We start from the raw sequence: 13,983 nt of genomic DNA on the forward strand, positions 1-13,983 counted from the left end.
GCCTCCCTTTCAGCAGTTGGCGGTGTCGGTGGTGCGCACGCCCAGGCGCAGCAGCACATGGCGGGCGAGGTCGGTGACGGTGACGCCGCCCTGGAGGAGTTCCAGGGGCGGGATCTCCACATCGAGGCGTTGCCGCAGTGTGGTCAGCAGTTCGGCGGCCATCAGGGAGTCGACGCCGTAGTCCTGAAGCGGCAGTTTCGGGTCGAGGCGGGCGGCGTCGGTTTGCAGGATCTGGGCCAGGTACTCGGCGAGTGTGCCGCTTACGGTCTTCAGCGCTTCCTCGACGCTGAGGCCGGCCAGCGCCGCCACGAGGTCCTGGCGGGTGTGGCCGCCGAGGTCGCCGTCGGCGGGCAGCAGTGCCGCGAAGCGGGGCGTGGTCAGGGCCGGCAGGAAGGTGCGCAGCCGGGCCCAGTCGTATCGGCCGACCCCGGCGACACACGCGCCGGACGCCGCCGGTGTCTCCAGGGCGTCCAGCGCCTCGCGCGAGCCGAGCGGGAACGTGCCGAGCGTTTCCAAGGACGGTACGAGGCCCTCGCGGGCGACATGGCCGCAGTCCCCGAGCGCACCCCAGGCGACGGCGAGAGCCGGCCGTGCGCCGTGGTGCCGTCGTCGGGCCAGCGCTTCGGTGAACAGGTTCCCGGCGACGTAGGCGGACTGCTTGACGTTGCCGACGGCCGCGGCGAAGGAGGAGTACAGCCAGAACAACCGCAGGTCGTGGTCGCGGGTCAGCGCGTCGAGTACTGCCGCCCCGGCCATCTTGGGGGCCAGGACCGCGCGGATCCGCTCGTCGGTCAGTTCGGTGAGCGGGGCGTCGTCGAGCGTCATGGCCGCGTGCACCACACCGGTGAGCCGGTGCCCGGTGGCGTCGACGCGGCCGATCACCTCGGCCATGGCGGCGGCGTCGGTGACGTCGGCGGCGTACGGCGTGACGGTCACATCCAGCGCGGCCAGGTCGGACAGTACGTCGGTCGCCTCCGGCCCGTCGGCGCCGCGCCGGGAGACCAGGGCCAGATGGCGGGCGCCGCGCTCGGCGAGCCGCCGGGCGGTCGCGGCGCCGAATCCGCTCAGCCCACCGGTGACCAGATAGGTGCCGTCGGGGTCGAGGCGGGGCGGCTCGGGCCGGGTGCGGACAGGTACCGGGCCGTCCTGGGGGTCGAGGCTCACGACGACCTTGCCGATGTGCCGCGAGTGCTGCAGCAGCGCGAACGCCTCGCCGACCCGCGCGGCCGGGTAGAGGGTGTGCGGCAGCGGCCGGTAGCGGCCGTCCGCCACCCGTTCGGCGACCTCGGCCAGCAGACGCCGCCCGTGTTCGAGCCCGGCCTCGTCGCCCAGCAGGGCGGTGACGTCGACGCCGAAGAAGGCGATGTTGCGGCTGAACGGCCGCATGAGGAGGGGCTTGTTGGCGTAGATGTCACGCTTGCCGAGCTCGACGAACCGGCCGCCCGGCCGCAGCGTCTCCAGACCCCGGTCGATGGCCTGCCCCGCCAGCGAGTTGAGCACCACGTCGACCCCGCGCCCACCGGTGATCCGCAGCGCCTGACCGGCGAAGTCCAGGCTCCGGGAATCCAGTACGTGCTCGACGCCCAGCGCGCGCAGCAGGTCACGCTTGGCCGGGTTGCCCGCGGTGGCGATCACCGTGGCCCCCACCAGACGGGCGTACTGGACGGCGGCCAGCCCCACTCCGCCGGCGGCGCCGTGCACCAGCACGGTCTCCCCGGCCGCGAGCCGCGCCAGGTCGTGCAGCGCGTAGTGCACCGTCAGGAAGGCCACCGGCAGAGTCGCGGCTGCCGCGAAACCGAGCCCGTCGGGGATCTTCACCACGGCCGCCGCGGGGGCCACCGTGTGCGAGGCCAGACAGGCCGGGACGACCGCGCACACCCGGTCCCCGACGGCCAGGCCGCCCACGCCCTCGCCCACGGCCGTGACGATCCCGGCGCATTCGAGGCCGGGACCGTCCGCCCCGAACCCCCCTTCGCCGGCCTCCGGGGGCAGCAGCCCCGTCGCCTGCATGATGTCGCGGTAGTTGAGCGCGGCGGCGCGCACCGCGATCACCACCTCACCGGCCCCGGGAGCGAGGGGGCGGGTCCGGGTCCAGACCGGCTCGTACGACAGTCCGGGTGTGCGGATCCGAAGGGCGAAGGGTGCGTCGCCGCTCTGCTCGACGTGCTCGCCGGAGGGGAGTGCGCGTTCCCGGGGCAGGAAGCGGCCGCCCGATGTGATGACGATCTCGTCCTCACGCGCTGCGGCCGCCTCCCCGTCGTCACCGAAGGGCACGGCGGGTGCCAGCAGCTCGCGGGCCAGCCGGTGCGCGTCGGCGGCGGGGTCGCCGAGGCGTTCCAGCGACAGCCGGGTCACCCGCAGGTCGGGGTGCTCGTTGGCGAGGGTGCGGGCCATGCCCCAGGCGGCGGCGTCCTGCGGGTGGGCGGCACGTTCGGGTGCGGGCAGCGCGCCGCTGGGCCGGGTCACCAGCCACAGGGCGGGCCGGGCATCGCCTGGGAGGTTCCGGCAGGCCGTGGCCAGGGCGCGCAGCGTGGCGGCACGCCGTACGGTCTGGTCGAGCATCGCCTGCGGGGCGGCGGGGGAGTCGGAGGCGGAGTCGGCGGGGGAGTCGCCGAGCACGAGCACCACGGCCGGGTCGCCGTCACCGGTGAGCGAGGCCGTCCAGGCCGCCGGGGCGACGGGAGCGGGCATCACCGGGACGGACCGTGTTCCGCCGTCGGCCAGGAGGGCGGCGAGGTGCTCGGCCAGTGGGGTCTCGGATCCGCTTTCCGTGGCCACGATCCAACGGGTGCCGTCGACCGGCTGGGGCAGCGCGGGCTGGGCGGTCTCGGGTGAGGGAGCCGAGGCCAGCAGCACCGAGACGCCGTCCCGGGAGGGTGACTCGATGTCGCCACCGAGGCAGACGACGTCGGCGAGGCCGCATGCGGGCAGCGCGTCCATCCACTGGCCCCGGCTCAACAGGGGGGAGTCCGGCCGCAGTTCGTCGTCGTGCCGCCAGAAGCTGTCCAGCGTGCCGAAGAGCGGCAGCAGGTAGTCCGTGTCGTGTGTCTCGATGGCCAGCAGCCGGCCCTCAGGGGCCAGCAGGCCCCGCACCCGGCGCAGGGCGGCCCTCAAGTCCGTCGCGGTATGGAGGGAGTTGGCCGCGACGACAAGGTCGTAAGCGCCGTCGGCGAAGCCCTGCTCGGCCGGGTCGGCGTTCAGGTCGAACGGGCGGTAGTCGACGAAGTCGTGGTCGCCGAAACGGTGCCGGGCGCGGGCGAAGAAGGCCGCGGAGACGTCGGTGAAGTGGTAGACGGTCCGCTCGGGCGGCAGCAGCGGCAGTACCGCGGCGGCGGTACCGCCCGTGCCCCCGCCGATCTCCAGGATCCGCAGGGGCCGGTCCTCGGGCCAGGCCCGGGCGATCTCCGCCGCGAGCGAGGCGATGACCCGGTTGTGGAAACGGCAGGACGGCGCCACGTCGTAGAACTGCTCCAGCGCTTCCTGGGAGCCCTGGCCGGTCAGCAGTTGCAGTGCGTCGCGTTCGCCGCGCAGAGCCTGCGGCAGATGCGACAACTGGCGGACCGCCAGCTGCACTTCGGCACCGCACGCCGGGAAGTCCGACGCCAGCCCGGCCAGGAGGGGCCCCGGGTCCGCGGCGCCGGTCAGCCGCCACCGTCCCTCGCCGGCGGCGGCCAGACCGTGACCGGCCATCAGGCTCAGCAGGGCCCGCGCCAGCCGCTCGTATCCGGGGAGCATCCCCTGTCGCACCAGGTCGGCGGGGGTGAACTCGGCCACGTCCGCGGGCAGCAGGTCCCCGAACGCGGCGGCGGCCACATGGGCGGTCACCAGCTTCAGCCGGGCGGTGAAGTCCGCGAAGCGCGTGGCACGCCAGCCGGCCTCCAGCGCGTCGACGCTCCCCGCGGCGGCCGCGGCGAGCTCATGGTTGGCGGGCAGCGGCGAGGGCGCGGCCGGCAGGTGGGGATGCGGCGCGGCCCGCAGCACGGTCTCGTATCGCAGGGGCGCCCGGTCGGCCGGGCCGGGCACCCGCCGCATGCGTACGCCGTCCAGTTCGGCGGTGACGCTGCCGTCCGGGTCGGTGACGGTGATGTCGAAGCAGAGTTCGGCGGTGCCACGCGTGCGGTCGCGGACGTGCAGCATCCCCGTCGCGGACGGGCTCCGCCAGACGCGTACGGCCCCGATCGCGGCCGGCAGCCAGCACTGCCCGGCCCCGGCCCGGGCGGCCACGAGCGGCACACAGGCCTGGAGCGCGCCGTCCAGCAGCGCCGGATGCGCCACGTACCGCGCGGTGTCGGCCGCGTCCGTGGTGTGCCGGTAGGCCGCCAGCACCTCGCCGTCCCCGAGGTGCAGTCGGGCGAGTTGCCGGAAAGCGGGCCCGTAGTCCAGGCCGCTGGCGGCCAGTTGGGGATACAGGGTGTCGACGTCGCCCCGGCGGGCGCAGCGGGCGCGCACCGCGGTCAGGTCGATCCGGGCGGGCGGTCGGCCGATCAGCTCGCGGACCCGGCAGCGGGCGTGCGGGCGGGGCCGCGTGCCGTCGGTATCGGTGCCGTCGGCGGCCTCGGTGCTGGTGATGGACACCATGCCGTCGTCGGATGAGAACCCGAGCTGCACGTGGACGTCCCCGGCCCGGTCCCACGGGACGACCAGCGGGCGGCTCACCTCCAGCCACGCCAGTTCCACCGGACCGTCCAGCACCCGCCGCCCGGCGGACAGGGCCATCTCGACGTAGCCCGTCGCGGGGAGGACCACCGACCCGGCCACCTTGTGGTCGGCCAGCCAGGGCACCAGCACCGGTTCGACCGGCCCGTGCCAGGAAGGCTCCGCCGTCGGCAGCCGCTCGCCCAGCAGAGGGTGGTCCAGGCGTCCCGATCCGCTGCTGACGATCCACTGCTGCGGGGTGCCGCTCCAGTGCCGTTCCCGCTGCCACGGGTACGCCGGGAGCTCCGCCACCCGGGCAGGGCGCGGGAACCAGCGCGTCCAGTCCGTCCGGGCCCCGGCGGCGATCAGCGCTTCCACCGACCGGCGCAGCGCGGCCGGGCCGGCGGCGTCGCGACGCAGGGTGCCGAGTACGGCCACCCGGTCGCGTCCGGCGGTGATCCGGCGCAGGTAGGTGCGCAGGACGGGATGGGGGCCGACCTCCAGCAGGACGTCGACGCCCGCGTCCAGGGCGTGGTCGACGGCGGCGGCGAACCGGACCGGCTCGCGCACGTTGCGCCACCAGTACTCGGCGTCCAGGCCGCTCGCGGGCACCGGGCCGCCGGTGACCGTGGAGATCAGCGCCTCGGTGTTCCCGTCCGGGGCCAACCCCTCCAGGCCGACGGCCAGCGGGGCGCGGACCCGCTCCATGACCGGGCTGTGGAAGGCGTAGTCGAGGTCCATGAGCCGGAAGAACACCTCGCGGGCCGCCAACTCCTCGCCCAGCGACTTGAGTTGGTTCACATGACCGGCGATCGTCACATCCCTGGCACTGTTCACGGCGGCCACCACCAGGCCCGGGTAGGCCGACAGGACCCGCTCCGCCTCGGCCGACGGCAGCCCCACCGCCGCCATCCGGCCCCGGCCGGCCGTGGCCGCCTGGGCCCGGCCGCGCTCGGCGACCACCCATGCCGCCTCCTGCAACGTCAGCGCGCCGACCGCGTAGGCGGCGGCCACCTCGCCGACGCTGTGCCCGAGCGCGGCCGTCCACCGCACGCCCCGCTCGCGCAGGACCGCGACGATCCCGGCCTGCACCGCGAACAGCAGCGGCTGCGCCACCTCGGTGGCCTCCAGCCCCCACTCGTCCGCCGGCCGGCGCAGCTGCGCGGCCACCGACCAGCCGATCCGGGGCGTCAGCGCGGCGTCGACCGACTCCACCTCGGCGCCGAACACCGGGTCGGTGTCCAGCAGATCGGCGGCCATCCCCGCCCACTGCGAGCCGTTGCCCGCGAAGACGAGGCCGACCCGGCCGTGCTCGACCGCCTCACCGGTCACGCCGTCGTCGGTCAGGATCCGCGCGGCCCCGTGCGGGGAGGAGGCGAGCGCCACGCGGCGGTAGCGGTGCCTGGCGCGGCGGACGGCGGTGGTGGCGGCGATGTCGTAGAACTCCGCCGACTCGATGGACTCCGTCGGCCCTGTGGACACCGGCCCTGTTGACCCCATCGACCCCATCGACCCCATCGACCCCGTGGGCTCCTGCGGCGCGGTCGGTTTCCGCGGCATGGTGCCCGTCAGCCGGGCGGCCAGCCGTCGCGCCGCCTCCTCGGCCGCCTGCGGGGTACGCCCCGAGGCGATCACCGGCAGTACGCCGACCGTGTCCGCGCCGGGCTGCGGGACAGCGGAGGGCGGAGGGGGGACAGCGGGGGGCGGCCCGACGACGACATGGGCGTTGGCCCTGCCGAACCCGAAGGAATTGACGCCGACGAAGCGCCGTCGGCCCCCCGACGCCAGCGGACGGGCCCGGTCGACCGGCTCCAGCCCCAGCCCGGCGAAGTCGATGCCGGGGTTGAGCGGATCCAGGTGCAGTGAGGCGGGGATCGTGCCGTACCGCAGCACCGCGAGGGCCTTGAACAGCCCCGCCATGCCCGACGCCGGCTCCAGGTGCCCGACGTTGGACTTCACCGACCCGATGGGCAGCGGCCCCACCGTCCGCGCGACGCCCAGCACTTGGCCCAGCGCCGCACACTCGGCCGGATCGCCCGCCTGCGTTCCGGTGCCGTGCGCCTCCACGTACCCGACCTCGTCGGGTGCGATCCCCGCCCGCTCGTACACCCGGCGCAGCAGGTCCTCCTGCGCCCGCGCGCTCGGCAGGGCCAGCCCGACGGTGTGTCCGTCGCAGTTGCTGCCGGCGCCGGCGATCACTCCGTGGATACGGTCTGCGTCGGCCAGTGCGTCGGCCAGCGGCTTCAGCACCACCACGCCCGCGCCCTCGGCCCTGACGAACCCGTCGGCGTCGGCCGAGAACGCCGCGCACCGGCCCCGCTTCGACAGCATCGACGCCTGGCTGAACCCGACGAATCCGGCCGGGTTCAGCAGCACGTTGACCCCGCCCGCCAGGGCCACCCGGCTACCGCCCGACGCGAGTTCCCGGCAGGCGCGTTCCACGGCCACCAGCGACGACGAGCAGGCGGTGTCGACGGCCATGCTGGGCCCGCGCAGATCGAAGAAGTGCGACAGCCTGTTCGCCGCGATCGAGTGGGCCGTGCCCGCCATGGAATAGGCGTTCATGCTCCGGGCCCTGACCATCTGCAGCCCGCCGTAGGAGAAGTCGGAGACACCGACGAACACACAGGTGTCCGAGCCCGCCAACGTCGCGGGGTCGATCGCGGCGTCGTCCAGCGCCTCGACGGCCGTCTCCAGCAGCAGCCGGTGCTGCGGGTCCATCTGCGCCGCCTCCCGCGGCGAGATCCCGAAGTACTCCGCGTCGAACCCGGCGATGTCCGTCAGGAACCCGCCTCGCGCGGTGTACGACTTCCCCGGCCGTGGCATCGCGGTGTCGACGAACCGCGCGCTCTCGAACCGGTCCTCCGGGACCGCCCCGATCAGGTCACGCCCGGCCTCCAACGCCCCCCACAAACCGGCCAGATCCACGATCCCGCCGGGCAGCCGGCACCCCAGACCCACGATCGCGAACGCATCCGTACCGTATGAATCCCCCGACATCCTCACGCCCCCAGTCCCGAAACTCTGTGTAATCGTGCGACTACGGGATCACCATGGCGGGGGTACCGGGACAGGTCAAGCGGAATCGGACGGAGCCGCCTCTCCTTTCGGGCCGTGACCTGCGACAACTCCCATGCGAACAACGGCAATCGGAGTCAACCTGTGGAGCGGGGAGAACCGAGTGGGGGAACGGTGGCCGACTGCGGGCAGTGACGGATGACGCCCGCACCCGGGTTTATTTCCGGAAGAGGTCGGTGACGGCGTCCCTGACCGCACTCCTGACCACGGACGAGGCGAACGCATGCTGCGGATGGACGCGTTGCTGCACGAGTACGACTCGGCGCTGCGCCTCGGGCCGGGGCGATCAGCCGGTGTACGCGCTACAGCTTGTGGCGGGCGCGTATCCGACCCGCCCCGACTCACCGTGGCGGCGATCCGGCGCAGGTGCGGGCCCGTCATGAGCCCGAGCTCATAGCGCAGCAACGGGACCCACAGGGAACTATCAGGGACGCGGAACAGGATCAGGCGCATGCCTGCCGCCAGAGAAGCCCTCGCCATCCGTCGGAGCGCGGTGCGTGTGCTGATCGTCGACGACGACCCCGAGCTGACCGAGCTGCTGTCGTGGGCCGTGACGGAGGCGGGCCGGCAGCCCTTCACGGCCGAGGACGGGCGCAGCGCCCTGACGCTCGCACGCGGCTGTGCCCCGCACGCCGTCGTCCTGGACAGGATGCTGCCCGACCTGGACGGCGTGCACGTACTGCGGCGCCTGCGGTACGAGAACGCCCACCTGCCCGTGCTCATGCTCACCGCCCGCGACACCCTCGAACACCGCCTCGACGGGCTGTCGGCCGGCGCGGACGACACAGGAGGCGGCTGACGAGCCCGTACGGGTCCTCGGCGATCCGGTGCCGGCCGAGACGACCCGCCAGGTGCAGCGCGACGGTACGCCGATCGCGCTCACCGCGAAGGAGTTCGACCCGCTCAGCTATCTGATGCGGCATCCGCGCCAGGTGCTCGGCAAGGCGCAGATCCTCGGCGAGCCACAGCACGGCGGCCAGGGGGCGCAGCCGCGGGCGGAAACGGACTTCATGCCGATCACCGTAGGCCGGCCCCCCCGGCGGCGGGATCGGCCGATCGGCCGAGGGGCCCGCCGCTGACGCCGGCCTCATGGCCGAGGCGCGCGCCCGGCCGCGCGGGCGAGGGTGGAGCCGCATCCTCACCACGGGCTTACGGACCCTCGGACATCAGGAGTACGCGATGCAGCGCAGCAAGTTCCTCGTAGGCGTCGTCGGCGGCGTGACCGCCGTGGTCGCGCTGGGCGGCCTCGGCACGTATGTGCTCGCCGGCACCGAGTCCACCAGCCGCCTGGACGAATACAGCACCGCCTCGGTGGACGGGCACAAGGCGCTCGCGGCGAACATCGTCGCGGGCCGCACCCAGAGCAAGATCCACCCTCTGCCCTGGGTCGGCGAGAAGGTCTCCGGCGTCACCTGCCCGACCGGCCTGAAGGCCGTGGCCGGTGCCACCCTCACCTGCACCGGCAAGAAGAGCGACGGCACGACCGTCGATATCCCCGTCCGTGTGACCAAGGCCGACGCCAAGAGCGTCACCTGGACGTTCGAGCGCTGAGAAGGGACCGGGACACACATCATGAGCACCGTTCTGGCCGGCTACGGCCTCGTCAAGAAGTACGGCTCCACCACCGCCCTGGCCGGCATCGACGTGGAAGTCGGCGAGCGCGACTCCCTCGCCATCATGGGCCCGTCCGGGTCCGGCAAGTCCACGTTGCTGCACACCCTCGCCGGGATCATCCGCCCCGACGACGGCCAGGTCCTGCTGCGCGGCGAGCGTATGGACAAACTCGGCGAGAACCGGCTCAGCGCCCTGCGCCGCAAGCGGTTCGGATTCGTGTTCCAGTTCGGTCAGCTGCTGCCGGAGCTGCCCGCCGAGGAGAACGTAGCCCTGCCGCTGATGCTGGAGGGCATGCCGCGCGGCGAGGCCGTCACTCGCGCCCGCCGCTGGTTCGCGCCGCTGGGCCTGGACGGGCTGGAGCACCGCCGCCCCGGCCAGCTCTCCGGCGGCCAGGCCCAGCGCGTGGCCATCGCCCGCGCCCTGGCCGTCGAACCGGACGTGGTCTTCGCCGACGAGCCCACCGGCGCCCTGGACCAGCGCACCAGCACCGAAGTGATCCAGCTGCTGACCTTCGCGTCCCGGCAGTCGGGCGCCGCCCTGGTGATGGTCACCCACGACGCCGACATCGCCGCCCACTGCGACCGGATCCTCCAGGTCCGCGACGGCCGCATCAGCGGCCACACCCAGTACACCGTCGCCTGACCCCGCCTTCCCCGGAGCCCGCCATGCGTTCCCCCGTCCTGCCCCTGACCTGGCACCTCGCCAGGTCCTCCGGCCGCCGCGGCCTGCACTCCCAGCTGCTCGCGGCCGGCGCCGCCGCCGTCGGCTCCTTCCTCCTGCTCGTGATGATCGCCGCCTCCCTCGGCGCGGGCGCCCGCGCCGAGCACACCACCTGGCGCACCCCCGACGCCGTACCGGCCAAGGAGGCGACGGCCGTCCAGGCCACGACCGTCACGTACGTACGCCAGGACCCCGTCACCGTTGTGAACCTGGCCCAGCTGCCCGGCCGCGCGGCCACCCCCGCACCCCCCGGCCTGAGCGGCTTCCCGAAGCAGGGCGAGGTGTACGTGTCCCCGGCCCTGGCCGACCTGCTGCACCACCTCCCCGCCGGCCAACTCGCCGACCGCTTCCCGACGACGAAGTCCTACGGCACGATCGGCGCCGCCGGCCTCGCCTCGCCCGACGAACTGGTCGCGGTGGTCGGACGGGCACCCGGCGACCAGGCCGTCTCCAAGACCGCCGGGGAGCAGAACTACTACGACGACGGGCTGAGCGAGCGCGCACTGGTCTCCGGGTTCGCCGGCACCAAGGCGAGCGTGTTCACCGGCATCGACCAGGGGACGGTGCTGCTGGGCGTGGTGCTGCTCGTCATGCCGGTCGTCGTGCTGGCCTCGGCCGCCGGACGGCTCGGTGCGGCCCGGCGCGAGCAGCGGCTCGCCGCGCTGCGGCTGGCCGGGGCGACCCCGCGGCAGATCCTCGCCATGACCGCCGTCGAGGCGGCGGGGGTCGGCGCTGCCGGGGCGTTGGCGGGCGCGCTCGCTTACACGGCGCTGCTGCCCGCGCTCGCCGAACTCCCGTACGGCGTAGGCGGTTGGTACACCGGGCAGCTGTGGGTGGGGCTGCCGTGGCTCGCGGCCGTGGTGCTGGCCGTCACCGCGCTGATCACCGTGAGCGCGGTGACCATGCTCCGCCAGGTGGCCACCTCGCCCCTGGGCGTCGCCCAGCAGGCCAACCCCCGCCGCACCCGCCTGATCCGCCTCGTGCTGTTCGTCGCGGTCCTGGCTTACATCTGGGCGACCACGGGCGACAGCGGCCAGCTGACGATCCGGCAGCTGATCGCGCTGCTGGTGCTCTTCTACGGCGCGTTCTGGCTGTTCGGCCCCTGGGTCGTGGACCGGCTGGGCCGGATCGTGGCCCGCCGCGCCAAGCGCCCGGCCACGCTGCTGGCCGCGCGCCGGCTCAGCGACGACCCGCGCGGAGCCTGGCGCACCGTCAGCGGCCTGGTGCTCGCAGGGTTCGTGGCCGGGTTCTTCTCCGTCGGCACGCTGGGCTCCGACGGCCCGAGCCATGAGGGGCAGGCGGCGGTGATCACCGCGAACGCCGCCGACGCCCGGCACACCGCCGCCGAGGCCCGCACGCTCCTGCACCGGGCGGGCGTCACCGCGACCGTCACCGTCACCAGCGAGGACGATTACTTCAGCCTGCTCGGCGGTGTCAACGGCGTGATCGCCCAGGTCTCCGGCGGGCAGGAGCGCATCGACACCGCCGTCACCGCCCTGACGCCCCTCGGATCGGGCAGGTATCCGATCTCGCAGGAGTACGTGTCCGCGCCGGACGACACGGCCACCGGCCGCATCGCCACCGTCAGCACCGCCACCCTGGTACTGAGCTTCGTGATCGCCGCCGCGTCCGCCGGCCTCACCGCCGCCGCCGACGTCCTCGACCGGCGCCGGGTCTACGGCCTGTTGCGACTGGCCGGCACCCCGCTTCAGGTGCTGGACCGGGCCCGGATCCGCGAGACCGTCATCCCGCTGGCCGCCCTGGCCGGCGGCACCACAGCGATGGGCGTCTTCGGCGCCATGCAGCTCAACGAGCAGGCCGGTACCACGATCAACATCTCCGGTTTCGTGGAGCTGGTGGTCTGTGTGGCCGTCGGCGCGCTGGCCATGCTCGCCGCCATCGCGGGCAGCAGGCCGCTGCTGCGGAAGGTGACGCAAGGTCCGGCACAGACGGCGGACTGACGCCGTACCGACGGCTGCCGTGCAGGTGGGTGAGGAGGCCGCCGGTCAGACCGGCCAGCTGGGTCACCTGCTCCGGTGAGAGGGCGTCGAAGACGAGTCTGCGCACTGCTTCGACGTGGCTGGGGGCGGCCCGCACGATGGCGGCTCGGCCGGCGGGGGGCGAGACGGAACTTGGCGCCGCGCCGACCGGTCTCACACTCCTCCCGCTCGACCAGTCCCCACCGCTGCATCCGGGCGAGCTGGTGGGACAGGCGGCTCTGCGAAGAGATCGCCGCCGCGCTCTCGTTCCTCTGCTCACCCGACTCCAGCTACCTCACCGCCCACGCACTCGTCGTCGACGGTGGCGTCACCCACCAACCTGGAAGGAATGCTTCGTGGATGCCGGCGGATCACTCCTGCCAGCCTGCCGCCGCGGCAGCGCGCTCCTTCCACTGCCGCACGCCCGACGGACAGGCCAGAGCGGCACCTCCCGGCCGTAGGCGTGGAAGAAGTGGTCGAGTGCCTGGCGGTGCTCGGGGTGGTGCATCCGCACGATCCAGTCTGCAGCATTCATGTCCCCCTGCGACCGGCTGAGCGGGCCGCAGGGGGACAGGTTGTGGTCTGCATACGTTTCGCTTCCGCGCGGCGGAGTCGATCCGGGGCCGCCTACCGGGTGGGGTCGGTCATGCGCCGAGGCCCTGGCCGAACCCGCCGTCCACGGGGAGTTCCACGCCGGTGGTGAAGGTGGCGTCGACGGCCAGGTACAGCGCGGCGGCGGCGATCTCCTCCACGGTGCCTCCTCGGCCCATCGGTGTGGAGGCGTTGCCCTGTTCGATGAACTCGGCGCGCTGTTCGTCGGTCAGTGCGGCGACGCCCATGGTGGGGGTGAGGATGAAGCCGGGGGCGATCGCGTTGACGCGGATCTTGCGGGGGAGCAGCTCGGCGGCGAGCACCTTGGCGAAGGCGGCGACGGCCTCCTTCGCCCCGGAGTAGGCGCTGAGACCGGGGAAGATCTGGTCGTTGGAGACGGTGGTGAACACGATCGAGCCGCCCTCGGACATCAGCGGCGCCAGCCGCTGCACGGTGAAGAAGGCGCCCTTGGCGTTGACGTCGAAGATGCGGTCCCACGATTCCTCGGTGACTTCTTCGAGCGTCTGGAACTCGGCGATGCCCTGGTTGACGAACAGGTAGTCGATGCGGCCGAGGTCCTCAGCGACCTGATCGCCGAGGGCGGCGATGGATGTGGCGTCAGTGGCGTCGGAGCGCACCGGGTGGGCCAGCGGGGTGTCGAGTGCCGCCTGGGCCTCGGTGAGTCGCTGGTCGCTGCGTCCGGTGTACATCACTTCGGCGCCGCGGTCGGTTAAGGCCTGGACGATGGCCCGGCCCATTCCGATGGTGCCGCCGGTGACCACTGCCTTCTTACCTGCCAGGGCCTTCGGATCGATGGTGGGAGATTGCTGGGTGCTGTGAGTCGTTGTCATGGCGGCTAAGCTAAACCTTGACATTGATGTCAGAGTCAAACTTCTGTGCCGGGAGTCATATGTTCATCGGCGAGCTGTCGAGGCGCACCGGCGTCAGCACCAGGAGCCTGCGGTATTACGAGCAGCAAGGGCTGCTGCGACCGCAACGGCGAGCCAGCGGCTACCGCGAGTTCGACGAGTCCGATGTGGCCACCGTGCGCAGGGTCCGGATCCTGCTTGCGGCCGGGCTGAATACCGACCTGATCCGGGAAGTGCTGCCCTGCATGGCTGAAGAGGGAGCCATCCTGGCGCCAACTTGCGAGGAAATGGCCCAGGACCTCAAGGACGAACGCGAGCGCCTGGGCCGCTCCATCGAACAGCTCCAAGCCGCCCACGCCATGCTCGGCTCGATCATCCACGCAGGCGAAGCGATCACCGCCCGGGTCGGCCGCAACGGATAGGTTCGCGACTCCACAGCGGACGCCTCCACAACCTCGCCGGCACCATCTGACCGACCCTGACGCCTCCGGCGCACA

General features: G+C 73.2%; 7 protein-coding genes and 1 pseudogene. 6 read left to right on the plus strand and 2 right to left on the minus strand.

Features of this window, described 5'->3' with window-relative positions:
* Positions 1 to 9: 9 nt before the first annotated feature.
* Complete coding sequence (locus ACTMVF_RS13515) at positions 10 to 7,635, minus strand: SDR family NAD(P)-dependent oxidoreductase (RefSeq protein ID WP_441271227.1); 7,626 nt, start codon at positions 7,633 to 7,635, stop codon at positions 10 to 12.
* Between the two features lie 529 nt (positions 7,636 to 8,164).
* On the opposite strand from ACTMVF_RS13515, the pseudogene ACTMVF_RS13520 reads away from it, so the two are divergent.
* The 5 genes and pseudogenes from ACTMVF_RS13520 (at position 8,165) to ACTMVF_RS13540 (ending at position 12,581) form a co-directional block, all read left to right on the plus strand.
* Positions 8,165 to 8,792: pseudogene (locus ACTMVF_RS13520) on the plus strand (response regulator transcription factor).
* Positions 8,793 to 8,892: 100 nt separating this feature from the next.
* A complete protein-coding gene (locus tag ACTMVF_RS13525; RefSeq protein ID WP_441271228.1) occupies positions 8,893 to 9,264 on the plus strand; it encodes a DUF4333 domain-containing protein in 372 nt (123 codons plus the stop codon).
* 21 nt (positions 9,265 to 9,285) lie between these two features.
* Positions 9,286 to 9,969: an ABC transporter ATP-binding protein gene (locus tag ACTMVF_RS13530; RefSeq protein ID WP_441271229.1), complete on the plus strand. Its 684-nt coding sequence runs from the start codon at positions 9,286 to 9,288 to the stop codon at positions 9,967 to 9,969.
* A gap of 23 nt (positions 9,970 to 9,992) precedes the next feature.
* Entirely contained in the window at positions 9,993 to 12,008 is a 2,016-nt protein-coding gene (locus ACTMVF_RS13535) for an FtsX-like permease family protein (protein ID WP_441271230.1), read from the plus strand.
* Between the two features lie 75 nt (positions 12,009 to 12,083).
* Positions 12,084 to 12,581 (plus strand): SDR family oxidoreductase, encoded by a 498-nt coding sequence (locus ACTMVF_RS13540; RefSeq protein ID WP_441271231.1) that lies wholly within the window; start codon positions 12,084 to 12,086, stop codon positions 12,579 to 12,581.
* 89 nt (positions 12,582 to 12,670) lie between these two features.
* Here the strand turns inward: ACTMVF_RS13540 and ACTMVF_RS13545 are convergent, their stop codons facing one another.
* On the minus strand, positions 12,671 to 13,468 hold the full coding sequence (locus tag ACTMVF_RS13545; RefSeq protein ID WP_441271232.1) for an SDR family NAD(P)-dependent oxidoreductase: 798 nt from the start codon (positions 13,466 to 13,468) through the stop codon (positions 12,671 to 12,673).
* Between the two features lie 59 nt (positions 13,469 to 13,527).
* On the opposite strand from ACTMVF_RS13545, the gene ACTMVF_RS13550 reads away from it, so the two are divergent.
* A complete protein-coding gene (locus ACTMVF_RS13550; protein WP_441271233.1) occupies positions 13,528 to 13,908 on the plus strand; it encodes a MerR family transcriptional regulator in 381 nt (126 codons plus the stop codon).
* Positions 13,909 to 13,983: the final 75 nt, after the last annotated feature.

The organism is Streptomyces sp. SD31 (assembly GCF_052068475.1).
Taxonomy (GTDB): domain Bacteria; phylum Actinomycetota; class Actinomycetes; order Streptomycetales; family Streptomycetaceae; genus Streptomyces.